The organism is Roseateles sp. L2-2, from assembly GCF_050613215.1.
Lineage (GTDB): Bacteria > Pseudomonadota > Gammaproteobacteria > Burkholderiales > Burkholderiaceae_C > Roseateles > Roseateles noduli.
The window spans coordinates 4136551-4161477 of the sequence record NZ_CP192509.1 but is presented as its reverse complement, the minus strand read 5'-3'; the positions used below and the strand labels follow the sequence as shown (position 1 = coordinate 4161477).

18 protein-coding genes are annotated in these 24927 nt (G+C 68.7%); 9 read left to right on the top strand and 9 right to left on the bottom strand.

Features of this window, described 5'->3' with window-relative positions; genetic code table 11:
* Positions 1–102: 102 nt before the first annotated feature.
* The 3 genes from ACQZ13_RS18665 (at position 103) to ACQZ13_RS18655 (ending at position 4526) form a co-directional block, all read left to right on the top strand.
* Positions 103–3531 (top strand): S41 family peptidase, encoded by a 3429-nt coding sequence (locus tag ACQZ13_RS18665; protein WP_431046990.1) that lies wholly within the window; start codon positions 103–105, stop codon positions 3529–3531.
* A 187-nt stretch (positions 3532–3718) separates the two neighbouring features.
* Positions 3719–4123, top strand: a complete 405-nt coding sequence (locus ACQZ13_RS18660) for a type II toxin-antitoxin system RelE/ParE family toxin (protein ID WP_431046988.1) — start codon at positions 3719–3721, stop codon at positions 4121–4123.
* Positions 4124–4127: 4 nt separating this feature from the next.
* On the top strand, positions 4128–4526 hold the full coding sequence (locus ACQZ13_RS18655) for a helix-turn-helix domain-containing protein (RefSeq protein ID WP_431046986.1): 399 nt from the start codon (positions 4128–4130) through the stop codon (positions 4524–4526).
* 185 nt (positions 4527–4711) lie between these two features.
* On the opposite strand, the gene ACQZ13_RS18650 is transcribed toward ACQZ13_RS18655, so the two are convergent.
* Both ACQZ13_RS18650 and tsaE read right to left on the bottom strand, forming a co-directional pair.
* Positions 4712–6193, bottom strand: a complete 1482-nt coding sequence (locus ACQZ13_RS18650) for an N-acetylmuramoyl-L-alanine amidase (protein ID WP_431046984.1) — start codon at positions 6191–6193, stop codon at positions 4712–4714.
* A 49-nt stretch (positions 6194–6242) separates the two neighbouring features.
* Positions 6243–6758, bottom strand: a complete 516-nt coding sequence (gene tsaE, locus ACQZ13_RS18645) for a tRNA (adenosine(37)-N6)-threonylcarbamoyltransferase complex ATPase subunit type 1 TsaE (protein ID WP_431046982.1) — start codon at positions 6756–6758, stop codon at positions 6243–6245.
* 95 nt (positions 6759–6853) lie between these two features.
* Between tsaE and queG the strand changes: the two genes are divergently transcribed.
* Positions 6854–7969 carry a tRNA epoxyqueuosine(34) reductase QueG gene (gene queG, locus ACQZ13_RS18640; protein WP_431053284.1) on the top strand — a complete coding sequence of 372 codons (1116 nt, stop codon included), beginning with the start codon at positions 6854–6856 and terminating at the stop codon, positions 7967–7969.
* Here the strand turns inward: queG and ACQZ13_RS18635 are convergent.
* The gene (locus ACQZ13_RS18635; protein WP_431046980.1) at positions 7947–8828 is read right to left on the bottom strand and encodes a LysR family transcriptional regulator; all 882 of its coding nucleotides are present in this window, start codon (positions 8826–8828) and stop codon (positions 7947–7949) included. The genes queG and ACQZ13_RS18635 overlap by 23 nt on opposite strands.
* A gap of 127 nt (positions 8829–8955) precedes the next feature.
* On the opposite strand from ACQZ13_RS18635, the gene ACQZ13_RS18630 reads away from it, so the two are divergent.
* The 3 genes from ACQZ13_RS18630 to ACQZ13_RS18620 all read left to right on the top strand — a co-directional run bounded on the left by ACQZ13_RS18630 (position 8956) and on the right by ACQZ13_RS18620 (position 11796).
* Positions 8956–9867: an amino acid ABC transporter substrate-binding protein gene (locus tag ACQZ13_RS18630; RefSeq protein ID WP_431046978.1), complete on the top strand. Its 912-nt coding sequence runs from the start codon at positions 8956–8958 to the stop codon at positions 9865–9867.
* Positions 9868–9885: 18 nt separating this feature from the next.
* Entirely contained in the window at positions 9886–10662 is a 777-nt protein-coding gene (locus ACQZ13_RS18625; protein WP_431046976.1) for an aspartate/glutamate racemase family protein, read from the top strand.
* A gap of 156 nt (positions 10663–10818) precedes the next feature.
* On the top strand, positions 10819–11796 hold the full coding sequence (locus tag ACQZ13_RS18620) for a tripartite tricarboxylate transporter substrate binding protein BugE (protein ID WP_431046974.1): 978 nt from the start codon (positions 10819–10821) through the stop codon (positions 11794–11796).
* 105 nt (positions 11797–11901) lie between these two features.
* On the opposite strand, the gene ACQZ13_RS18615 is transcribed toward ACQZ13_RS18620, so the two are convergent.
* Positions 11902–12087 (bottom strand): hypothetical protein, encoded by a 186-nt coding sequence (locus ACQZ13_RS18615; protein WP_431046972.1) that lies wholly within the window; start codon positions 12085–12087, stop codon positions 11902–11904.
* Between the two features lie 253 nt (positions 12088–12340).
* Entirely contained in the window at positions 12341–12547 is a 207-nt protein-coding gene (locus tag ACQZ13_RS18610; protein ID WP_431046970.1) for a hypothetical protein, read from the bottom strand.
* 20 nt (positions 12548–12567) lie between these two features.
* Here ACQZ13_RS18610 and aceA point away from each other — a divergent pair, with 20 nt between their 5' ends.
* The gene (gene aceA / locus ACQZ13_RS18605) at positions 12568–13872 is read left to right on the top strand and encodes an isocitrate lyase (protein WP_088408174.1); all 1305 of its coding nucleotides are present in this window, start codon (positions 12568–12570) and stop codon (positions 13870–13872) included.
* Positions 13873–13946: 74 nt separating this feature from the next.
* On the opposite strand, the gene ACQZ13_RS18600 is transcribed toward aceA, so the two are convergent.
* The 4 genes from ACQZ13_RS18600 to ACQZ13_RS18585 all read right to left on the bottom strand — a co-directional run bounded on the left by ACQZ13_RS18600 (position 13947) and on the right by ACQZ13_RS18585 (position 24150).
* Positions 13947–15872: a hypothetical protein gene (locus ACQZ13_RS18600; protein WP_431046968.1), complete on the bottom strand. Its 1926-nt coding sequence runs from the start codon at positions 15870–15872 to the stop codon at positions 13947–13949.
* Between the two features lie 428 nt (positions 15873–16300).
* A complete protein-coding gene (locus ACQZ13_RS18595; protein WP_431046966.1) occupies positions 16301–16501 on the bottom strand; it encodes a hypothetical protein in 201 nt (66 codons plus the stop codon).
* A gap of 54 nt (positions 16502–16555) precedes the next feature.
* On the bottom strand, positions 16556–19018 hold the full coding sequence (locus ACQZ13_RS18590; RefSeq protein ID WP_431046964.1) for a response regulator: 2463 nt from the start codon (positions 19016–19018) through the stop codon (positions 16556–16558).
* Complete coding sequence (locus ACQZ13_RS18585; protein ID WP_431046962.1) at positions 19009–24150, bottom strand: HAMP domain-containing protein; 5142 nt, start codon at positions 24148–24150, stop codon at positions 19009–19011. The genes ACQZ13_RS18590 and ACQZ13_RS18585 overlap by 10 nt, the downstream gene beginning before the upstream one ends.
* A gap of 202 nt (positions 24151–24352) precedes the next feature.
* Here ACQZ13_RS18585 and ACQZ13_RS18580 point away from each other — a divergent pair, with 202 nt between their 5' ends.
* A complete protein-coding gene (locus ACQZ13_RS18580) occupies positions 24353–24853 on the top strand; it encodes a response regulator (protein WP_431046960.1) in 501 nt (166 codons plus the stop codon).
* Positions 24854–24927 lie beyond the last annotated feature (74 nt).

The following is a 24927-nucleotide window of genomic DNA, read 5'->3' as shown; positions in this document are numbered from 1 at the left end:
AAAACACCGACCTGCAGAGCGCGCAATCCCGGGGGGTGAGCTTCGTCACGCTGGCATCGCAGGGCTATTCTCGCCCGCTGCCTTTCACCGTCGACAAGCCCCATGCAACACAGCATTCTCAGCAAGGCCATCACCGTGGCCCTGAGCTTGACCGCCGCGATCGCGGCGGCTCCCACGCAGGCCCAACAGGCCGCGACCGCGACTGCATCCGCCACCTCCGCAACGGCTCCGGCGCCTGCCGTGACCTTGCTGCTGCGCGATCCCGCCGTGTCCGCGCGGCATCTGGCCTTCGTCTACGGCGGCGACTTGTGGATCGCCAACCGCGACGGCAGCCAGCCGCGCCGGTTGGCCGGTCATGCGGCCGGTGAATTCGCGCCGCGCTTCTCGCCCGACGGCCAGTGGATCGCGTTCTCCGCGGGCTACGACGGCAACACCGATGTCTACGTGATCGCCGCCGCCGGCGGTCAGCCCCGTCGCCTGACCTGGCACCCGGCCGCCGACCAGGTGACCGGCTGGAGCCCGGATGGCAAGCGCGTGCTCTTCGCCTCCAACCGCGAGGTGCTGAACACCCGCAGCAAGCAGCTGTTCGAGGTGCCGGTGGATGGCGGCTTCGAGCAGAAGGTGATGGAGGCCGTCGCCTATGAAGGCGTGTGGTCGCCCGACGGCACGCGTCTGGCCTATCGGCCGAACGGCGCCGCCTACTCCGGCCCGAGCGGCTGGCGCCAGAGCCGCGGCGGCACGACGCCGCCGATCTGGATCCTCGATCCCAAGGGCAAGACCTGGGAGCAGATCCCGCACGTCAATGCGACCGACAGCAACCCGATCTGGATGGGCGACGAGGTCGTCTTCATCTCCGACCGCAACGACGGCGCGGCCAACCTCTTCGCGTTCAACACCAAGACCAAGGCCCTGCGTCAGTTGACGAAGGAGACGGTCTGGGACGTCCGCAGCGCCGACGGCCGCGATGGTCGCATCGTGTACGAGGCGGGCGGGCAGCTTAAGGAGATCGGCCTCGACGGCGGCGCCGCGCGCTTCCTGAGCATCGCGCTCAACGAGCCCAGCAACGAAGCGCGCGTGCAATGGAAGGACGCTGCGAAGACGATCACCGGCGCGTCGCTGTCGGCGACCGGCAAGCGCGTCGTCATCAGCGCGCGCGGCGAGGTCTTCACCGTGCCGGTGAAGGACGGCGTGGTGCGCAACCTGACGCAGACCTCCGGCGTGCGCGAGAAGGACGCCCTGTGGAGCCCCGACGGCCAGCAGGTCGCCTACGTGTCCGACGAGCCCGGCATGCGCCACCAGGTCGTGATCCGCGACCAGCTCGGCGATCAGGCCGCCAACCGGACCGCGCGCAAGATGCTGCTGCCCGAGGCGGGCTACTACACGCTGCTCGCCTGGTCGCCGGACGGCGCGCGGCTGGTGCTGCAGGACAACCATCTGAACCTCTACCAGCTGCCGCTGACCGGCGCGCAGTCGGGCAAGCTGGCCAAGATCGACAGCAGCGAGCGCCGCGCCGGATTCGACGTCGGCTTCTCGCCGGACGGCCGTTACCTCGCGTACACGGTGGTGGGCAAGAACTTCTTCAGCCAGGTCCGCATCGCCGACTTCCAGACCGGCCAGCAGCACACCGTCACCGACGGCCTGAGCCACGCCAACCTGCCGGCGTTCTCCACCAAGGGCGACGTGCTGTTCTTCGCCGCGTCGATCAACTCGGGTCCGGCGCAGGTGGGCCTGGACATGTCGACGCAGGAGCGTTCGGTGCGCATGGGCCTGTACGCGGCGGTGCTGAGCGCGGACGGCAAGTCGCCGCTGTCGCCCAAGGCCGGCGACGAGGACAGCAAGGACAAGAAGCCGGACGAGGACAAGAAGGACGACAAGTCCGACAAATCCGACAAGGCCGACAAGGCCGACAAGGACGGGAAGTCCGACAAGAAGGACGAGGGCAAGGACGTCAAGCCCAAGGTCAAGCCGGTGCGCATCGACTTCGCCGGCCTGAAGGACCGCATCGTGGGACTGCCGGTGGCGACCGCGCGTTATGACGACCTTGCGGTGGCGGACGACGGCGCGCTGTTCTACATCGAGCGCAAGCAACCCGGCGTGTCCATCGATGCCGAGGGCGGCAACGGCGGCAAGGGCGACCTGTACCGCTTCGACTTCGAGGAGAAGAAGGCGAAGCTGGTCAAGCCGCAGATCGAGGGCTACAGCCTGAGTCCGGACGGCAAGAAGATCCTGCTGAACCAGGGCGGCGGCCGCCTGGAGATCGCCGATGCCAAGGAGAAGATCGACACCAAGGGCATCGACCTGTCGGGCCTGAAGACCCGCGTGGATCCGCGCGCCGAATGGCGTCAGATCTTCGACGAGACCTGGTGGATGGAGAAGGAGTTCTTCTACGACCCGAAGCTGCACGGCCTCGATTGGAACGGCATCTATCAACGCTACTCGCCGTTGGTGGCGGGCGTGCAGCGCCGCGAGGACCTGAACGACCTGCTGGTCGAGATGATCGGCGAGCTGCAGGTCGGCCACAACCGCGTGGGCGGCGGCGACGTGCACCAGGAGCCGCGCGTCGCGGTGGGCCTGCTGGGCGCGGACTTCGCGTTCGAGAACGGCAAGTACCGCATCAAGACGATCTTCAAGGGCGACCGCTGGGATCCCTACCTGAAGGCGCCGCTGGCGGCGCCGGGCCTGGGCGTCAAGGAAGGCGACTACCTGCTGGCGATCAACGGCCAGCCGGTGGACGGCGCGCACAACCTGTACCAGCAGCTGGAGAACACGGTCGGCAAGCAGGTGCAGCTGACGGTGTCGGCCAACGCGAACGGGCAGGGCGCGCGTCGCGTGACCGTCGAGCCGATCTCGACCGAAGGCCGGCTGCGCCAGTGGGCGTGGATCGACCACAACCGCGAGGAAGTGGATCGCCTGAGCGGCGGCAAGATCGCCTACGTCTACATGCCGGACACGGCGGGGCCGGGCTTCCAGCATTTCAACCGCATGTTCTTCGGCCAGGTGGACAAGCCGGGGCTGATCGTCGACGACCGCCGCAACGGCGGCGGCCAGGCGGCGAACTACGTGACCGAGCTGCTGAACCGCGCCTACCTGGGCAGCTGGAAGGACCGTGACGGCCTGATCTACGACACGCCCGCCGGCGCCATCTACGGCCCGAAGGCGATGCTGATCGACCAGGACGCGGGATCGGGCGGCGACTTCATGCCGTATGCGTTCAAGCGCACGGGCCTGGGCCCGCTGATCGGCAAGCGGACCTGGGGCGGCCTGATCGGCATCTCGGCCAACCCGAGCCTGATCGACGGCGGTTTCCTCGTCGTGCCCTTCTTCCGCTTCTTCACGCCGGAAGGCGAATGGCGCATCGAGAACGAAGGCGTCGCGCCGGACATCGACGTCGATCTGGATCCGGTGGCGGTCAACGCCGGCCGCGATGTGCAGCTCGAAGCGGGCGTGGCGAACGTCCTCGAACGCCTCAAGACCTGGAAACCGATCCAGCGCACGACGGCACCGGCGATGCCGACGCAGGTCGGCAAGTAAGGCATCTCGCCGAGACGGCACAGAACGGGGCTTCGGCCCCGTTTTTTGTTGGTGCCGATTGCTTGCTGAATCCTGACCGATTTCCCACTGAAGAGGGTGCGGGATCTGCTTTGGGGGAGACAGCCACCCAGGCGTCAATCTCGTGTCTACCATCACCTTGACGTGATATCACGCAAAGGTTATGGTCATGTCCTCGTCAGATTGTCTTGCCGGTGCATGGGAAGTCTTCTTTCATGATGACTTCGTCGCCGAATTTGAAGCCTTGGACATGGATGTCCAAGACGCTTTGGTCGGCGCAGCCGGCGCGATTGAACTGACGGGGCCAATGACGGGCAGGCCGCACGTGGACACGCTTCACGGGTCGAAGTTTCCCAACATGAAGGAGCTGCGGTTCACTGCAAATGCCGGCAGGGAAGTGTGGCGCGCTGCATTCGCGTTTGATCCTGATCGACAGGCATGCGTGCTGGTAGCAGGAGCGAAGCAGGGCAGGAGTCAGGCGATGTTCTACGAGCAGTTGATTCGCGTCGCTGATCGGCGATTTGCGGATCATCTGGTCCGCAAGGGCAATCAGGTCAAGACGTTTGCGAGGTAATGAAATGAGCCGATCACTCAAGAGCATCGTCGCGGCGCTTCCGCCGGAGCGGCGCGCCAAGGTTGAGGCCAAGAGCCGCGAGATGGCCGACGACATGATTCGGTATGCGGAGACACTGGCGCAGGCTCGTCGCGCTCTGGAGAAAACCCAGACCGAGTTGGCTGATGTCTTGCAGATCAAGCAGAACGCGGTCGCTCAACTGGAGAAACGGAGCGACATGCTGCTTTCGACGCTCCGGAAATACGTCTCCGCGATGGGCGCGGAGCTGCAACTCACCATTCGCACTGCTGCAGGGGTTGTCATCGTGCTGGATGGTTTCGGAACTCTGTTGCCTGAGACCAGTGCACAGGCTGCCAAAGGGCAAGCCAAGCTGTCCGGCCGCGCGGTCAAGAGCAAGGGCTGAGGGCGCCTACACTCCGATCAAGTCTGCCGCAGTAGCAAATGCGAGCGTCAATACCGCCAGCGCGATCCTGACGAGGACTGCAATTCCGACTGCCGTCAACACGGATCCGAACTTGCCGTCCCCAAGCTGGTGGGCACCGTGGAAAAACAGCGGTCGGGGCGCCGCGGGCTGATCGTCGAACACCGTCACAACGCCCGATGCCTGGCCGCCAGCGGCGGGTTCTTCGCGAAGTAGCGCGCGATGCCGGTCGCCAGCGCCTTGACCAGGTCGTCCTGGTAGTCCGGATCGCGCAATCTGGCTTCTTCCTCGGGGTTGGAGATGAAGGCCGTCTCCACGAGGATCGACGGGACGTCCGGCGCTTTAAGCACGGCGAAGCCGGCCTGCTCGACGCTGCCCTTGTGCAGTTTGGCCAGCTTGCCGATCTGGCCCAGCACTTCGCCGCCCAGCTTCAGGCTGTCCTTGATCTGCGCCGAGGTGCTCATGTCGAGCATCGCGCGCAGCACGCCGGCGTCCTTCACCACCTTGTTGTTGACGCCGCCGATCACGTCGGCCGCGTTCTCCTTGTCGGCCATCCAGCGCGCGTTCGTCGAGCTCGCGCCACTGGTCGACAGCGCGAACACCGAAGCGCCGCGGGCCTTCGGCGTGATGAAGGCGTCCGCGTGGATGGACACGAACAGGTCGGCCTGCACCCGCCGCGCCTTGCGCACCCGCTCGTTCAGCGGGACGAAGAAGTCCGCATCCCGCGTCATCATCACCCGGATGCGCGGGTTGGCGTTCAGCCGGTCGCGCAGCTTCTTGCCGATCGCCAGCACCACGTCCTTCTCTCTCAGGCCCGTCGGGCCGATCGCGCCCGGGTCCTCGCCGCCGTGACCGGGATCGATCGCGATCACGATCAACCGGTCCAGCTTGGTCTGGCTCATCTCCGGCGCGACCTCCTTCAGCGGCGGTGCGGCCGGCGGCGGGGTGTCGATCTTCGCGATCGCCGTCGAACTCGCCGGCCGCTGTGGCGGCGTCGCGGCGGCGCTCGCCGCCTGCTCGGCCGAGGAGGCCGCCGTCAGCGGCCGGTCGATGCGACCGATCAACTCGCCCAGCGCGTCGTTCACCGACTGCGCCGCGGCCGTCTCGGCGGCTTCCTTGCCTCGCACCAGATCCAGCAGCGGATCGCGCTCGCGCGTCGGGTACAGGTCCAGCACCAGCCGGTTCTGATACGCCGCCACCGGCTCGATCGTGAACACCTGCGGCGCCACGGTCTGCTTCAGGTCGAGCACGATGCGCACCACGCGCGGCTGGTTCTGGCCCACGCGCACGCCGGCGATGAAGGGATCGTCCGGCTTCACCTTGCCCAGCAGTTCCTTCAGGCCGGCATTGAGCTCCAGCCCGTCGATGTCGATCACCAGCCGGTCCGGATTCGCCGCCATGAAGCTCTTGGCCGCCAGCTGGCGGTCGGACTCGATGGTCACCCGGGTGTAGTCGCTCGCCGGCCAGACCCGCACCGCGACGATGTTGGCCGAGCTGGCCGCCAGCGCCGGCACGGCGGGCAGCACGGAGAAGCTCAGCACCGTCGCGCCCATGCGGCCCAGCGCCTTGCGGCGGCCGCGGGAGGGCATGTCGACCGGGTTCGAGTCCGACGTCGAAGGGGTGGGCAGGCCGGTCATGTCTGCTTTCATGTCTCCGTGCATGTCTGCGATCGTGGGAAGGCGCGCGGTCGCATCGCCGTCAATCGGAAGCGTCGGCAGCGTCGGCCAACTGGCGGTCGAGCGCTGCCAGCAATTCCTGACCCCGCACCGTGCGGGCCTGCGCCCGAACGTCGCGGCTGTCGTCGTCGTTGACCTGGAGCAGCAGCCGCAGGTCCGGCGTCGGCAGCATGCCGGCCGCCTTCTCGGGCCATTCGCTGAGCTTGAGCCCCGGCGCGGCGAACAGGTCGCGGAAACCCGCGTCCTCCCACTCGCGCGGATCGCTGAAGCGGTAGAAGTCGAAATGATGGGCGGGGAGGCCGGACAGCCCCGGCGGGGCGTAGTCTTCGACCACGGCGTAACTCGGGCTCTTGATGCGGCCGGTGACGCCCAGCGCGCGCAGCAGATGCCGCACCAGGCTGGTCTTGCCGGCCCCCAGGCCGCCGTCGAGTTCGATGCTCAGGTCCGCGATCTGCGGACAGCGGGCCAACGCCTGTGCGAAACGTTCGCAGGCGGCCTCGTCGGGCCAACGGTACGGGCGGGTTTCTAGAATGCTCAACTGCGATGAATTCCCTGGTCAACACCCCACGGCCCGACGCGTCCTCCGAAGACGCGTCCGGCCCCTCCCGACACCCCGACGCGCTGCGCGCGCTGATGGTCGAGGTACGCGCCTGGGCGCTTGAGTTCGGATTCTCACAGATTGGGGTGGCCCACGTCGATCTGAGCGATGCGGAAGCAGGTTTGCAGGCCTGGCTGGACGCCGGTTTCCACGGCGAGATGCAGTACATGGCCGCCCACGGCCTCAAACGCGCCAGGCCCGCCGAGCTGGTGCCCGGCACCATCAGCATCCTGACCGCCCGCATGGACTACCTGCCCGAGGCCGCCGGCGACGACTGGCAGGACCGCGAATGGGCCGCGATGCGCGATCCGGCGCGCGCACAGGTCTCGCTGTATGCGCGGGGCCGGGACTATCACAAGGTGCTGCGCAATCGGCTGCAGCAGCTGGCCGACCGCATCCAGGAGCGCGTCGGCCCGATGGGGCACCGCGTGTTCACCGACTCCGCGCCGGTGCTGGAGGTCGAACTCGCGAGCCGCTCCGGCATCGGCTGGCGCGGCAAGCACACGCTGACGCTGCATCGCGACAGCGGCTCGATGTTCTTCCTCGGCGAGATCTACCTCGATCTGGAACTGCCGCCCAGCGAGCCGGTCACCGCGCATTGCGGCCAGTGCCGCGCCTGCCTCGACGCCTGCCCGACCGGGGCGATCATCGCCCCGTACCGGCTCGACGCCCGCCGCTGCATCAGCTATCTGACGATCGAGCAGGACGGCCCCATCCCGATCGAGTTCCGCGAGGCGATCGGCAACCGCATCTACGGCTGCGACGATTGCCAGCTCGCCTGTCCGTGGAACAAGTTCGCGCGCAGGAACGCGCTGCCGGACTTCGACTGGCGCGAGCCGCTCGGCCACGCGTCGCTGCTGACGCTCTTCGCCTGGGACGAGGCGACATTCCTCAAACGCACCGAAGGCTCCGCGATCCGGCGCATCGGCCATGCGCGCTGGCGGCGCAACATCGCCGTGGCGATGGGCAACGCGCTGCGGCAAGACCTGGCGCCGGCGTTGCGCGCCGATCTGCTGGCGGCGCTGAACGCCGCGCTGCCACAGGCGACGCCGGTCGTGGCCGAGCACATCGAGTGGGCGATGGCTCAGGACGCCTTGCCTCGGGCCGCGCCGCGCGCCGTCGTTCCCCTCATTCCTCGATCGCCTGCCTGAACGCCGCGATGAAGTCCGAGACCGGTTGCGGCGAGCGCAACCCCTGCGGCTGAACCGCGCGCACCTCGACCGGCACCTCGGGCAGCAGCGTGCGGATGTGCAGGTCGCCGCCGCTGGCCTGCGCGGTGAAGGAGTCGATGATCGCCGGCCCGAAGCCCTGTTCGGCCATCACCATCGCGATGTGGTGCGTCTGCACGGTGATGCCGGCGCGCGGCGACAGCGACAGGCGCGCCCACTGATCCGCGAGGACGGCGCCCAGCGGGTCGCGCTCGTCGATGCGGATGAAGGGCTCCCGCAGCAGGTCCTGCAGTGCGACCGTGGTGCGCCGGTCCGCGCCCGCCTTGCCCTTGGATGACGCGCAGACGAGCCGCCCGGTGGCGACGAGTTCCTCCGACAGCGCCGCGTGGGACGGCCGGCCGTACACGATGCCGACGTCGCCCTCCTGCAGCAGCATCGCCCGCGCGATGTCGTTCGAGTGCAGGGTGCGCACGCTGATCGGCAGATCGCGGTAGCGACGCCGGAAGGCCTTCAGCGCCTGGGGCAGGGCCTTCACCGCCAGCGAGGGCACGATCAGGATGCGAAAGCCCTGACCCTCGCCGGTGCCCAGCGCGGTCGCCATGCGACGTACCGATTCGAGCTGCGACATCAGCGCCTGCACTTCCGGGTAGAGCGCCTGCGCCTCGCGCGTGGGCATCAGGCGCCGCCGTTGCCGCGTGAACAGCGCGTAGCCCAGCTGCAACTCGGCCAGCTGCAGCGACTGGGTGACCGCCGGCTGGGTCACGTGCAGCAGCTTCGACGCCGCGCTCACGGAGCCCGTCAGCATGACCGCATGGAAGACCTCGATGTGCTTCAGGCGCATGGATGGCAGTGAGCGACCAACATAAGCCCAGCTTATACGAAGTGTCGTGATCCCGATGCACGGGACAGGCGGTGGTCACTATCGTCCGGTCATTGCACACTCCAACCCTCCGAGAAAAGGAAACGCCATGAAGATGATTGCTCCCCGCGTTGTCGTCCTGTCCATCGCCGTCGCGTTCGCCCTCGGCGGCGCCGCCGGTGCCGCGTCGGCCCAGCCCGCCGGCACGCTCGAGAAGGTGAAGACCTCCGGCGTCATCACCGTCGCGTACCGGGATTCCTCGATCCCGTTCTCCTACCTCGGCGCCGAAGGGCAACCCACCGGCTTCGGCTGGGAGATCTGCGGCAAGGTCGTCGAGCAGGTGAAGAAGGCCGTCGGCCGCGCCGACCTGAAGGTGGCCACGCAGTCGGTGACCTCGCAGAACCGCATCCCGCTGCTGGACAACGGCACCATCGACATCGAGTGCGGCTCCACCACCAACAACAGCGACCGCGCGAAGCAGGTGGACTTCGCGATCAACTACTTCTACACCGGCACGCGGCTGCTGGTGAAGGCGAACTCGCCCATCAAGGGCTTCGCGGACCTGAAGGGGAAGAAGGTCGTGTCGACCACCGGCACCACCAACTTCCAGGTGATGCGCCGGATGAACCAGGAGCAGAACCTGGGCTTCGAGCTGATCAGCGCCAAGGACCATGCCGATGCGGCGCTGCTGGTGCAGTCGGGCCGGGCCGACGCCTTCGCCATGGACGACATCCTGCTGTACGGGCTGCGCGCCGGCGCGCTCAATCCGGCGGACCTCGCGGTCGTCGGCGAACCGGTGCAGGTCGAGCCCTACGCGATCATGGTCCGCAAGGACGATGCCGCGTTCAAGAAGCTGGTCGACACCACGCTGGCGGGGCTGATGAAGAGCGGCGAGTTCGAGGCGCTCTACAAGAAGTGGTTCCAGACGCCGATCCCGCCCAAGGGCATCACGCTGGGCGCCCCGATGAGCCGGGAGCTGCAGGAGAACCTGCAGGCGCTGTCGGACAAGCCCGCGCGCTGATCAGGCGCTGATCCCGTCATGACGCACACCACACCGCGCGACGCGCGCGGCGCGGGCGCAGCCTTGCCCGCCGCGCCGGGCATCGTCGGCATCCTCGGCGGCATGGGCCCGCTGGCGACCGTCGACTTCATGCGCAAGCTGCTGGACGCCACGCCCGCCGCGACGGACCAGGAGCACATCCCCGTCGTCGTGAGCAGCATCCCGCAGGTGCCCGACCGCACCGCGGCCTTCCGCGGCGAGGGCGAATCGCCGCTCGCCGCGATGATCGTCAGCGGCCGGCGTCTGGCCGCGGCGGGCGCGGGCGTGGTCGTCGTGCCCTGCAACACCGCGCACCTCTGGTACGACGACCTCGAACAGGCGCTGGGCCTGCCGATGATCCACCTCGTCGACGCGGCGATCGCCGAGGCCCTCGCCCTCGTGCCCGAGGGCGGCAGGGTCGGGCTCCTCGCCACCGATGCGACCCTGGCGTCCGGGCTCTACCTGAACCGCCGGCCGCCGCAGGGCAGGGCGGTGCAATGGCTGCTGCCGACCGCGGGCGAGATGATCGAGCTGATCGAACCCGGCATCGTGGCGGTCAAGGCGGGGCAGCTCGCGACGGCCGCGTCGCTGCTGGCCTCGGCCGCGGCGCGTCTGAAGGCCCGCGGTGCGGGTGCCATCGTGCTCGGATGCACCGAGATTCCCCTGGTGCTGGACGCCGCGTCGGCAGGGCTGCCGGTGATCGACGCGACCGCGGCTTTGGCACGTCGGGCCGTCGAATGGGCGAAACGGGACAGCGGTTCGAACGATGCCCGTTGATCGACATCGGAACTCCCGAACTCCGCTGCAGGCCGCGCCAGGGGTTTCCCGCCCCTGCGACAAGGGCTCTACGTAGTTCCGCTAGGCCGGGCTCCGAGGGGACATACTTAAGCTGTTTCGATCACGTTACCCATTGTTCAAAAGACGAGGAGCCCAATGAACCGTCGCTCGATCCTCCAACACGGCCTGCTGCTGAGCACGCTGTCGCTGTCCTGCGCCGCGGCGCTGGCCCAGTCCTACCCGACCAAGCCGGTGAAGCTGGTGGTGCCGTTCGCGCCGGGCGGCACGACCGACATCGTGGCCCGCGTCGTCGCGCAACACATCAACGGTCCGCTGGGCCAGACGATGATCGTCGAGAACAAGGCCGGCGGCGGCGGCATCATCGGCGCCAACGACACCGCCAAGTCCGCGCCGGACGGCTACTCGCTGGGCGTGGCGACCGTGTCCACCACGGCCACCAACCCCGCCATCAATCCGAAGACGCCGTACAACCCGCTGACGGACTTCACGCCCATCATCAACCTCGCGGCCACGCCCAACGTGATCGCCGTGCATCCGTCCTTCCCCGCCAAGGACTACAAGGCCTTCGTCGCGGAACTGAAGAAGAGCCCCGGCAAGTACAGCTACTCCACCTCGGGCACCGGCGGCATCGGCCACCTGCAGATGGAGCTGTACAAGAGCCTGACCGGCGTCTTCGTCACCCACATCCCGTACCGCGGCGCGGGCCCGGCGCTCAACGACACGGTCGCCGGCCAGGTGCCGATGATCTTCGACAACCTGCCGTCCGCGCTGCCCTTCATCAAGGACGGCCGCCTGGTCGCGATCGCCGTGGCGGCGCCGCAGCGCCTGGCCGTGCTGCCCAACGTGCCCACCTTCAAGGAACTCGGCCTGGAGCCCGTGAACCGCATGGCCTACTACGGCATCCTGGGTCCGAAGAACCTGCCCAAGGAAGTCGTCGCCAAGATCAACGAGGCCGCCCGCAAGACCGTCGAGATGCCCGAGGTCAAGAAGCGCATCGAGGAGACCGGCTCCATCGTGATCGGCAATACGCCGGAGCAGTTCACCGAGCAGATCAAGGCCGAGTACGCGGTCTACAAGAAGGTCGTCGAGCAGCAGAAGCTCAAGCTCGACTGACGGATCGGCGTGGGCCGGACGGCCTGACGATCCGTTCGTTCGAGTCCGACCGCCAAAGTGGAAGGGGCGTCCCGCAGGACGCCCCTTTTTTCATGCGCGAAGGGATCAGCCGCCGAACAGGCTGCCCAGACCCTTCGTCAGGTTGCCCAGCAGGCCGCCGGTCAGGGTGTTGGCGATGCCGCCGATCCCCGACGCCAGACCGCCGCCGGCACCACCACCCGCCGCGCCCGCGGCGGCGCTGCCGCCCGCGCCCAGCAGTTCAGGAATCGCGCTACCCAGCAATGCAAACATGGTTTTCTCCTTGGAAGCCGCCGCGCGATCGGGAGGTCGCCACGGTGCCGCGGAGCACGACCGGTTTCCCGCCGCGCGGCGGCCTGAATTCAGGTCGCGGCACGAATGCTCTAGTGCGGTGGTCGCCAACGGATGTGCCGTCGACGAACTGCTGTCCATCTTCGAACGGCTGCTGCAAATGCAGGGGGGCCATCCCTCAAAGAGGCAGGCGCCCGCGCGATGCGGCAGATCGCGTCGACACTGAAATTTCAAATCATGAAAAGAACTTGCCGGCATACAAAAAACCGGCGTGCTGCAGCGCCGCAAGATTTCTCATCATGGAAGACTCGTTCTCACGATCCGGTTTTTGTTTTGCAAGCCATTGATTATTAAGGATAAAAAATTCAGTCTTATATAAGACATGAAGCAACACCTGGGGAGGCGTGGCGTCTAGATTTGAGCCATCGGTTTTCAACTTCACTCGAACGAACGGAGCTCACCATGACGACCTCGACCCCCACCCGCGAACAGCAGATTGCCGCCCTCGAAAAGGACTGGGCGGAGAACCCCCGGTGGAAGGGCATCCAGCGCGGCTACTCGGCGGCCGACGTGGTCCGCCTGCGCGGTTCCATCAACATCGAGCACACGCTGGCCAAGCGCGGCGCCGAGAAGCTCTGGAACCTGGTGAACACCGAGCCCTTCATCAACTCGCTGGGCGCGCTCACCGGCAACCAGGCGATGCAGCAGGTCAAGGCCGGCCTGAAGGCCATCTACCTGTCGGGCTGGCAGGTCGCCGGCGACGCCAACAGCAACGGCGAGATGTACCCCGACCAGTCGCTGTACTCGGTGGACTCGGTGCCGAAGGTGGTCAAGAAGATCAACGCCACCTTCAAGCGCGCCGACGAGATCCAGTGGAGCGAAGGCAAGAGCGACATCGACTACTTCGCGCCCATCGTGGCGGACGCGGAAGCCGGCTTCGGCGGCGTGCTGAACGCGTTCGAACTGATGAAGGCCATGATCGAGGCGGGCGCCTCCGGCGTCCACTTCGAGGACCAGCTGGCCGCCGCGAAGAAGTGCGGCCACATGGGCGGCAAGGTGCTGGTGCCCTCGCGTGAAGCGGTGGCCAAGCTGGTCGCCGCGCGCCTGGCGGCCGACACGATGGGCGTGCCCACCGTGCTGCTGGCCCGCACCGACGCCGAGGCCGGCGACCTGGTGACCAGCGACATCGACGACAACGACAAGCCCTTCTGCACCGGCGAGCGCACCGTCGAAGGCTTCTTCCGCACCCGCAACGGCCTGGAGCAGGCCATCAGCCGCGGCCTGGCCTACGCGCCCTACGCCGACATGATCTGGTGCGAGACCGGCAAGCCCGACCTGGCCTTCGCCAAGGCCTTTGCCGAGGCCATCCACGCGAAGTTCCCCGGCAAGCTGCTGGCCTACAACTGCTCGCCGAGCTTCAACTGGAAGAAGAACCTGGACGACGCCACCATCGCCAAGTTCCAGCGCGAGCTGGGCGCGATGGGCTACAAGTTCCAGTTCATCACGCTGGCCGGCTTCCACAGCCTGAACTACTCGATGTTCAACCTGGCCTACGGCTATGCGCGCAACAACATGAGCGCGTTCGTGGAGCTGCAGGAGGCCGAATTCGCCGCCGCCGAGAAGGGCTTCACCGCCGTGAAGCACCAGCGCGAAGTGGGCACGGGTTACTTCGACGCGGTCACCACCACGATCGAAGCGCAGGCGTCGACCGCGGCGCTGAAGGGTTCGACGGAGGACGAACAGTTCTTCGACGCGAAGCACGGCTGATCGCCGCGCCGCAGGCCCCGTCGCGACGGGGTCGGTGAACCGGAAGGGGCTGCTGGGAGCAGCCCTTTTTTTCGTCAGGCGGCGACTGGTCTGTCGCCGTCGCGAGTCTGTCGGCCGACCTTGGTGTGGGCGAGGTCGGTCAGCGCCTCCCGGGTGTCGGCGCGTCCGAAGCGGTCGGCCGACGTCAGATGGCGCGCCAGGGCCTCGTTCTCGTGCCGCAGGAGGATCGCCTTGGCCACGGGGTAGGACCGCAGTCGTGCCAGGAACGCCGCATCCGCCTTGAGCGTCTTCAAGCGGCGGCCCCGATCGTCGTAGAACAGCCGTTCCATGACGGGGTCGCGGCGTCGGGCCAGCGCCGACACGGTGGCGAACAGCACGTCCCGCTGGAAGTCCTGGAGCCCGAGGAGGCGGGCGCTGGCCGGATGCTGCCGCAGGTCCGCCGAGAGCCGTTCGTGCAAGGTCGCCGCCGGGCCGTCGAACCAGGCCTCCGGATAGTGCGCCCTGCGCAGCGCGTGCAGGCGTTCGACGCCGGCAGGCAGCAGGGGTGAGGCGGTCCGCCGGTTCTGGTTGAGGCTGAGCAGCCGGCGATAGCGGTCCTGTGCGGGGGCAGGGCGTGAGCGCTCCCCGACGTCCTCCTTGCCGAGGACCGCCAGGATGTCGCTCCACAGTCGGGTCTGCGCCACCCGGTCCTGGTGAGCTTCGAATCCGTCCGCCACGTCGTGCAGCACCGTGTCGAGCGGCTCGTCGCGAAGCCGCTGTCCCAGGTTGTCCAGGCGCATCTGCCGCTTGAGCGGTTCAACCGTCGCTTCGCCCAGATAGCGCTCGCGATGCGCCTCGTTGACGCCGGCGCCTATGCTGGCCCCGAGGGTGAGCGCAATACCTGGCCCCGCCAGGGCGAGTGCCACGGGCGGGCACACGAAACCCGAGGCGCTGGACGCCAGCATCAGGCCCTGACCGGCACTCAACGCGAGGTCGCAGGCCTGGCTTCTCCGGCTGTCCGCCAGGCGCCACTGCGTGTCCTGCGCATGCAGCGCGCCGGCGCGCGGGATGTCGGCAGCGATCGCCTGAACGGCCGTGCGATCCCGCCTGATCCGCCGATGGTCCGAGAGGTGGACGCGGAGGTTCGTCGCGCCCGCCGCCATCTGGGCTGCCTGGGCACCGATCATGACGCCGCCGGTCGCCGCGTCGAGCGCCCCCTGCGCCGCCTGCGCCGCCGCCAGGCCGGCCGCATGGCCCGAGGCCTGCGCCGCGGCGCAGCCCGCGCCGGCCGCCGAGGCGCCCGCGGACACCACCATGCCGCCGGCCATGCCGGACATGCCGATGCCGGTGAAGAGGGCCGGCCAGCGGGCGCGCTTGGCCTGCCGCTGCAGGTCGGCCGCCTTGTGCGCGAGATGGTGCTGGTAGGACGTCTCGGCCGTCTGCAGGCGGTGGCCGCGCGCCGCCCTTGCTTCCACCACGCGGCCCGCCTCCTTCAGGAAAACACCGCACAGCGCGCTGGTGCCCCGTCTGCCTTGCCATTTCCGGGTGAGGTTGTGCTTCAGCAGCGAGCCGAAACCCCGGGTGCGTTCCCGTTCGCGATCCTCGAACGAGCGAACGCAGTCCGCGTGGAGCTCGGCCAGCCGGGCGAGATCTTCGTCGCCATCGCCATCGCCATCGCCATCGCCATCGCGTTGCAGCGATTCGATGAGCCGCTGCTGCTGGTCCAGGTGGGCGCGGACGTGTTCGGGATACACCCGCGCATATCCGGCGTGCGCCGACTTCACCGCCTCCTTCGCGGAGAGGGCCACGAGCGGGAACAGGGCGGAGAGGAGGCCGAGCTCTGCCGCGGGCTGGTGGGACGTCGAGAACGCCGCCGGGAGCGCACCCGCGACATCGTCGGGACCGTCCAGGTTGCGGATCCGCTTGAGGATGCGCAGTCGCGACAGGAGTCCGGATCCGGAGAAGTCGTCGACCGGCCGGGGATCCGACGAGAGCAGGCCACGGCCCACGGTGAGGGTCACGGGAGCCTGAGGCGCCGGATCGGGAGGGGTCGATGCAAGCGCGCTCGGACTGCCGAGCGCGATGGAGCCAGTCATGGCGTGGTGCTCCGTTCTTTCGAGGAGGACCGTGCCGCGAGATGGACGCCAGCCTGCGGTCCCCCTTCATCTGGGGAGGGCCTGGCCGGTCGTTCTGGCTGGGGCGCGAGGCGGGACCGCCGAAGGGCAGGCGATCCCGCGAGAGGTCGACGGGGGGGCAGCCGCCGAAGATCTTGGCGATGCCGCCGAACATCCCCAGCAGGCCCTTGGCGAGGCCGCCCACGACGGGAATTTCGCCGACGGTCCGGCCGACCGTGTCGACGGCTCCGCTGACGATGCCGGTGCTGCCCGAGCCGGGCCTGATGCCGATGGACATGATGAGTTTCCTTGAAAAAGTGGAGGAGAGAGACGGCTCAGCGGCGGGCGAAGATGGACGGCGTGCTGGACGCCGCGTTCTGCATCACGGCCTGGGTCGCGACATTGCCTGCAGCGCCGACCACCTGGCCCGCATTGGGACCGACGACTTTGGAGACCACCTTCTCGGCGATGCCGCCGACGAGCGAGGTCGCGGCGGGCATGAGCACACCGGCAATGAAGGGGGCGGGGATAGGCATGATGAACGTCCTTGAACTGAGGCCTTCCCGTAGTGCCGCTGCGGCACTTCCCGTTCAGCGCGTCGTTGCCGCCGCATGCCGCGGCGTGCCGTCGCGCTGCCGCCACTCCTGGATCAGTTCGACCACCGCATCCGGATCCGCCGGCTTGACGAGGTGGACGTCGAAGCCCGCCTCGTGCGCCCGGCGTCTGTCGTCCTGCTGACCGTAGCCGGTCAGCGCGATCAGCAGCGTGTCCGCGCCGCCGGGCGCGGTGCGCAGGCGGCGCGCGACCTCGTAGCCGTCCAGCCCGGGCAGGCCGATGTCGAGCAGCACCACGTGCGGCGCCCACGCGGCCGACGCGTCCAGCGCGCAGGGGCCGTCGAGCTGCACCGTGGTCTCGAAGCCCGCGAGCTCCAGGAACACCGCCATCGAATCGGCGGCATCGCGGTTGTCGTCGACGACCATCACCCGGCACGGACCGTCGTTGTCGCGCGTCTCTTCTCCCTGCTCCCTGCCGGCGGGCGGCTCGGCGCGGGAGGGGGCGCCGCGGTCCGCGGAGGCGGGCGGTGTCACGGGGGCGAGGCTCGTCATCGGCGTTTCCTCCACGGCAACCGGCAGTCGCACTTCGAAGGTGGAGCCGTGACCGGGACCTTCGCTGCGCGCCTCCACCTGACCGTGATGCAACTGCACCAGCCGCTGCACCAGCGTCAGTCCGACACCCAGGCCGCCCTGGTTGCGGTCCAGTCCGCGAGGGCCCTGCTCGAACAGGTCGAACACGTGCGGCAGCAGCGACGCGGCGATCCCGCGTCCGTTGTCGCGAACGGTCAGGACGAAGGTGCCTTCGGGGGTGGGGCTGAAGTCGTCGCCGGCGCCCGGACCGGCGTCGACCGCCGCCTTGCGGGCCAGCGTCAACTCGATGAGGCCGCCGGCGGCGGTGTACTTGCTCGCGTTGTGCAGCAGGTTGGTGACGACCTGGATCAGTCGGGCCGCATCGCCGCGCACGCGCGCGGGTCGGTCGGGAAGCTGGAGATGCAGCTGCTGGCCTTGCGCCTCGATCAGCGACTGCACCGGTTCCAGCCCGTGGCGCACGATGTCGCGCAGATCGAGCGTCTCGCTCTTCAGCACGATCTTGCCCTGGCTGATGCGCGCCACGTCCAGGAGCTCGTCGACCAGCCGCGTCAGGTGCCGGGCCTGGCGATCCGTCACCGCGACCGCCTCGCCCAGGCGTCGGGCGCGGTCCTGCGCATCGATGCCGTTGCCGTTGCCGTGGCCGCTGCCGGGGCTGTCGTCGCCGCCGTCGACGGGCGCGTCGGACAAGGTCCGCATCACCTCGATCGCGTTGCGGATAGGCGCCAGCGGATTGCGCAGCTCGTGCGACAGCATCGCGAGGAACTCGTCCTTGCGGCGGCTCGCTTCCAGCAGCTCGGCCTCCGCCTGACGGCGTTCGACGATCTCCGCCTGCAGCGCGCCGTACAGCCGCGCGTTCTCGAAGGCGATCGCGGCGCGGCCCGCCAGCTCTTCCAGCGTCGGCCAGTCGGGCGGCTGGTGCGGCTCGACCAGCAGCAGGCCGCCCAGCGTGCGTTCGCCGGCGACCAGCGGCAACACCGCGCCGGCGGCGGTGTCGCGATGCAGCAGCGCGCGCGGGGCCGGCTCGTCGTCGGACAGGCCGGACGGCGCGAAGGTCGGCAGCGGGTGCGTCGACAACGGGTGCGTCGGCAGGGCGTGCGTCGTCGATGCCCCGCCCGGCAGCAGCGCCGGCACCATCTGTTCCAGCGCGCTGCGCGTGGCGTTGTAGAGCACCTCGGACAGCATCTGCTCGCGGCCCTCGATGAACAGCGCGGGTTCGCCGGCGGCGACGGGCGCGTCGCAGCGCAGCACGCGCTCGTGCCCGTGGCCCGCGTCGCGCAGCCACAGCAGCGCGCGCGGCGCGAAGTTGGGCACCAGCAGCGAGAGCAGCCGCCGCATCGCGACGTCCGCGTCCAGCGAGTCGGCCAGTTCCCGGCCCGCCTGCGCCAGGAAGATCGAGCGCCGCGTGTTCTCCTCGGCGGCGCGCTGGGCGGCCTCGGCGCGCGCGATCGCGATGCGCTCCAGCGCCTGCTGCCGCAGCCGCTGCTGCATGATGAACAGGTCGACGAAGACGCGCACCTTGCTGCGCAGCACGTCGGGGATCACCGGCGAGAGGATGTAGTCGACCGCGCCCAGCGAGTAGCCCTGCGCCGTCTGCAGCTCGTCCGCATAGGCGGTGACGAAGATGATGGGCGTGTGCGCCGAACGCCGGTAGCCGCGGATCAGCCGGGCCGTCTCCAGGCCGTCGATGCCCGGCATGTTCACGTCCATCAGGATCACCGCGAACTGCTGGCGCAGCACCTCGCGCAGCGCCTCGCTGCCGGAGCGCGCGATCACCAGGTGCTGGTCGAGGTCGGCCAGGATGGTCTCGAAGACGAGCAGCTTCTCCGGCAGGTCGTCGACGATGAGGATGCTGGCGCGCTCCGCCGCGTCGGGCGTGGCGTAGCCGTCGAAGAGGGCGCTCAGCGGCATAGCCAGCCCCGCAGCACGGTCAGCATGTTGGCGGGGTCCACGGGCTTGGACAGGTAGTCCCAGGCGCCGGCCTCGATGCACTTCTGCCGGTCGCCCTTCATCGCCTTGGCGGTGACGGCGACCATCGGCAGCTCGCGTCCGCGCGGCAGGCGGCGGATCTGCTGCATGGTCTCCAGACCGTCCATCTCCGGCATCATGATGTCCATCAGGACGATGTCGATCGACGGATCCTCCTGCACCAGCCGGATCGCCTCGCGGCCGTTGTCGGCCGAGACGATGACCATCCCGTGCGAGTCCAGCACCGTGGCCAGCGCGAAGATGTTGCGCATGTCGTCGTCGACGATCAGCGCCTTCTTGCCCACCAGCGGACAGCTGACCTCCTGCGCGTCGTGCAGCGCCTGGCGCTCGCCGTCGCCCATGTCGGCCGGGGCGCGGTGCAGGGCCAGCGCCATCGCCGCGAGCGCGGCGTCGGTCCCGGTGGCGGTGCGCACCGGCAGCCCGTGCGGCCGCGTCCAGCGGCGCGCGGCGGCGAGGTCCTCGGAGGACTCGGTCGTTCCGGTCGACCCTGCGGCACCCGTGGCGGCAGCGGCGTTCAGCGCGACCACCGGCAGCGGCAGCGTGCCGGGCCGCTGTTCGAGCGCATCCAGCACGTCCTGCGGACCGAAGGCGCTCGCGACCGCGTCGACCAGCAGCGCATCCACGCCGGGCAGCACCTCGCGGGCCTGCGCCGCGGTATCGACGAACACCGTCTCGACGTCGCCGGCCAGCGGCGTCAGCAGCGCGAGCCGCTCCGGGCCTTCGGGCATCGCGACCGCCAGGCGTCGTCGCGGACGATCCAGATAACGCTGCAGGTCGCGCAGCGCGACCTCGACGTCGTCGCGCGACTGCAGCGGCTTGGCCAGGAAGCCGAGCGCGCCGGCCTGCAGCGCGCGTTCGCGGGCGTCGTCGGTGGAGACGACGCACACCGGCAGGTGGCGCATGTCCGGGTCCGACTTGAGCCGGTCCAGCACGCGCCAACCCTGCATGTCGGGCAGGAAGATGTCCAGCGTGATCAGGCTGGGCCGGAACTCCTGCGCCATCGCGAGCGCGCCCGCGCCGGTCGTCGCCACCAGGCCCTTCATGCCGCCCTGGCGCGCCGCTTCGAGCAGCACGCCGGCGAAGGCCAGGTCGTTCTCGACGATCAGCAGCACGCGGTCGCCGCTGCCGATGTCGTCGCGGTCGTCCTTGGCGACGTTGGCGAACACGATGCTGTCGGGCGGCGTGTCCATCTGGACGCGGTGCGCGTCCAGCGGGGTCATGCCGCTGTCGCCGCCCACATCGCCCTTGCCGTTCCCCTGATCCTTGCCGTCGCCCGTCCGCGCGGCCGGCGCCCGCCGCGCGGCCGCGCGCTGCACGGCGGCCTCGGCGAGCTCGGCGGCGGTGATCGCGGCCGGGGAGTGGGTGGGCAGGTCGTCGCGCTCATCGCCGGTCGGCGCGGAGGCGTTCCCACTTCCTGACTTGGCCGGCGTGCCGGACGTCCCCGGCGTACCCGGTGCATGACGCGGCCGCGCATTGCGCGCCGGCGCGTAGTGCTGCGGCAGGTAGAGCGTGAAGGTCGAGCCGCGGCCCGGGGCGCTGACGAGGCGGATCTCGCCGCCCAGCAGCCGCGCGAGTTCGCGGCTGATGGCCAGGCCCAGGCCGGTGCCGCCGTACTTGCGCGAGGTCGAGCCGTCGGCCTGCTGGAAGGCCTCGAAGATGATCTGCTGCTTGTCGGCGGAGATGCCGATGCCGGTGTCCGCGACCGCGAAGGCGATCACCTGGCCGGCGTGGTTGAGCGCCTCGTTGTCGACGGACCAGCCCTCGGCCGCCGCGCTGACGCTGAAGGTGACCTGGCCCTGATGCGTGAACTTGAAGGCGTTGGACAGCAGGTTCTTGATGATCTGCTGCAGCCGCTTGACGTCGGTGACCAGCGACTTGGGCAGGGGCTGATCCATCTCGACGGCGAAGCCCACGTGCTTCGAATCCGCGAAGTGGCGGAAGCTGCGTTCCACCGAGCGCTGCAGCTCGTCCAGGCGCAGCTCGCTGACGTCGACGGCCACCGTGCCCGACTCGATCTTGGACAGGTCCAGGATGTCGTTGATCAGCATCAGCAGGTCGTTGCCGGACGCGTGGATGGTCTTGGAGAACTCGACCTGCTTGAGCGTGAGGTTCCCCTCGCTGTTCTTGCAGAGCTGGTCCGACAGGATCAGCAGCGAGTTCAGCGGCGTGCGCAGCTCGTGCGACATGTTGGCGAGGAACTCGGACTTGTACTTCGAGGTCAGCGCCAGCTGCTCGGCCTTTTCCTCCAGCGCCTGGCGGGCCTGCTCGACCTCGGTGTTCTTGCGCTCGACTTCCTGGTTCTGGTGGGCCAGCAGCTGCGCCTTCTCCTGCAGCTCGCCGTTGGTCTGCTGCAGTTCCTGCTGCCGGCGCTGCAGTTCTTCGGCCAGCGACTGCGACTGGATCAGCAGGTCTTCCGTGCGCGTGCTGGCCTCGATGGTGTTGATCACGATGCCGATGGATTCGGTCAGCTGGTCGAGGAAGGCCTGGTGGGTGGAACTGAAGCGCTCCAGCGAGGCCAGCTCCAGCACGCCGCGCACGCGGCCTTCGAAGACGACCGGCAGCACCAGCACTTCCATCGCGGCGGTTTCACTCAGGCCCGAGGCGATGCGGAAGGCCGTGCCCGGCACGTTGGCCAGCAGGATCTTCTCCTGGTCCAGCGCGCACTGGCCGACCAGGCCCTGGCCCAGCGCCAGTTCCTTGCCGTGCGTGGCCAGGCCGCCGGAGGCGTAGCTGGCGATCAGCTTCAGGCGGGGCATCTCGCCGCGCATGTTGAGCACGAAGAACTCGGCCTGCTGCACGCCGACCACCGGCGCGAGTTCGCTCAGGATCAGCTGCCCGACGGTGACGAGATCCTTCTGGCCCTGCAGCATTCGCGTGAACTTCGCGAGGTTGGTCTTGAGCCAGTCCTGCTCGGTGTTCTTCTGCGTCGTGTCCTTCAGGTTGCGGATCATCTCGTTGATCGTGTCCTTGAGGGACGCGACCTCGCCCTGGGTCTCGACGGTGATCGAGCGCGTCAGGTCGCCCTGCGTCACGGCGGTGGCGACCTCCGCGATCGCGCGCACCTGCGTGGTGAGGTTGGCGGCGAGTTCGTTGACGTTCTCCGTCAGGCCCTTCCAGGTGCCGGACGCGCCCGGCACCTTGGCCTGGCCGCCGAGCTTGCCTTCCACGCCCACCTCGCGGGCGACGGTGGTCACCTGGTCGGCGAAGATCGCCAGCGTGTCCGTCATCGAGTTGATGGTGTCGGCCAGCGCGGCGATCTCGCCCTTGGCCTCCACGGTCAGCTTCTGCGCGAGGTCGCCGTTGGCCACCGCGGTCACCACCTTGGCGATGCCGCGCACCTGGCCGGTCAGGTTGCCGGCCATGAAGTTCACGTTGTCGGTCAGGTCCTTCCAGGTTCCCGACACGCCGCGCACCGTGGCCTGGCCGCCCAGGCGGCCTTCGGTGCCGACCTCGCGCGCGACGCGGGTCACTTCCGCGGCGAAGGAGGAGAGCTGGTCCACCATCGTGTTGATGGTGGTCTTGAGTTCCAGGATCTCGCCGAGCACGTCGACGGTGATCTTCTTGGACAGGTCGCCCGCGGCCACGGCCTTGGTCACGTCGGCGATGTTGCGCACCTGCGAGGTCAGGTTGGACGCCATCGAGTTGACCGAGTCGGTCAGGTCCTTCCACGTCCCGGCCACGCCCTGCACGTCGGCCTGGCCGCCGAGCTTGCCTTCGGTGCCCACCTCGCGCGCCACGCGGGTCACTTCCGCGGCGAAGGAGCGCAGCTGGTCCACCATCGTGTTGACGGTGTTCTTGAGCTCCAGGATCTCGCCCTTCACGTCGACGGTGATCTTCTTGGAGAGGTCGCCCGCGGCCACCGCGGTGGTCACTTCCGCGATGTTGCGCACCTGCGAGGTCAGGTTGCCGGCCATGAAGTTCACCGACTCGGTCAGGTCCTTCCACGTGCCGGCCACGCCCTGCACGTCGGCCTGGCCGCCGAGCTTGCCTTCGGTGCCCACCTCGCGCGCCACGCGGGTCACTTCCGCGGCGAAGGAGCGCAGCTGGTCCACCATCGTGTTGACGGTGTTCTTGAGCTCCAGGATCTCGCCCTTCACGTCGACGGTGATCTTCTTGGACAGGTCGCCCGCGGCCACGGCCTTGGTCACGTCGGCGATGTTGCGCACCTGCGAGGTCAGGTTGCCCGCCATGGAGTTCACCGAGTCGGTCAGGTCCTTCCAGGTGCCCGACACGCCTTCCACGCGGGCCTGTCCGCCCAGCGAGCCTTCGGTGCCGACCTCGCGCGCGACGCGGGTCACTTCCGAGGCGAAGGATCGCAGCTGGTCCACCATCGTGTTGATGGTGTTCTTCAGCGTCAGGAACTCGCCCTTGACGTCGACCTCGATCTTCTTGGAGAGGTCGCCTTGCGCGACAGCGGTGGTGACGTCGGCGATGTTGCGGACCTGGTCGGTCAGGTTGCCGGCCATGGAGTTGACGGAGTCGGTCAGGTCCTTCCAGGTGCCGGCGACGCCCTTGACCTCGGCCTGGCCGCCGAGCTTGCCTTCGGTGCCGACCTCGCGCGCGACGCGGGTCACTTCGGCGGAGAAGTCGCCGAGCTGCTCCACCATCCGGTTGATGGTCTTGGCGGTGTGGAGGAACTCGCCCTGCAGCGGGCGGCTCTCGACCTCCAGCGCCATGGACTTGGTGAGGTCGCCCTCGGCGACCGCGCCGATGACGCGGGCGGCTTCGCTGGTGGGATGGACGAGGTCGTCGATCAGCGCGTTGATGCAGTCGATCTGCTGGCCCCAGAAGCCGCGCAGTTCGGGCAGGGTGGCGCGCTGCTTGAGGCGCCCCTCGCGGCCAACGACCTGGCGCAGCCGGGACAGCTCCGCGGCCATGGAGGCGTTCTGCTCGACCACCTCGTTGAACGCGTCGGCGAGCTTGCCGGCCACCCCGGTCCAGTGGAAGGGCAGCCGCACGTCCGGGTCGCCGCGGCGCAGCGCGTGCAGCGCCATCAGCATCGCATTCAGGTGATCGGCCGGGACCACGGCCACCCCTTCTTCCAAGACGCTCATTCAGGACTCCCGACGGCCGTCTGATCGCGGCTCAACCGAGGGACTTTAGCCGTACGACAACGCTGGCGGGGCCTGGGTTTAGGAGGGCGGAGCCGGGCACGCAGCTTGCCGAGATGGGGTGTGGACGGACGGCGGTTGCCGCCCGCGCTTGGTCACGCGCGGACCGCTGTTGCGTCGTGTTGCATTCAGGGAGAAGACTTCGATGTCCGACACATCGGCTCACACGCCGCCGCTCGCGGCGCAGGCATCGCCGCACGCGCTGCGGGTCCTCGTGATCGACGACGATCCGGAGGGCGCGCGCAGCCTCAGCGAGTTGTTCCGCTGCTACGGCTGCGCGACCTCGGTCGCCTACAGCGGCCGGGTCGGGCTGCGGCTGCTCAAGCTGTTCAAGCCCGAGCTGGTCTTCGTCGACTTCGACATGCCCGACATGAACGGCCTGGAGGTCGTGTCCGAGGCCAAGCTCATCGACGCCGAGGCGGGCCGCCACACCATGTACGTGTGCCTGACCGGCGGCGGTCCGGAGATCACCGACGAGTCGGCGGGCGCCGCCGGCTTCAACCGGTTGCTCTACAAGCCGCTGAACGTGACCGACCTGCTGGCGGTATTGCTGGCGGCAAGACCGGGCAATTTCTCGGCCGCGGGCAGCGCGCCGGCGATCCGTCCCGCGCGCGTGACGTACAGGGATCGCACACAGAAGCATTGACGAAGCGGCGAGTGTGGCGGCGCCGCCATGAGGAGGGCCGCTCCTGATCCGATCGGCCCTCCTCCTTGGAGGTA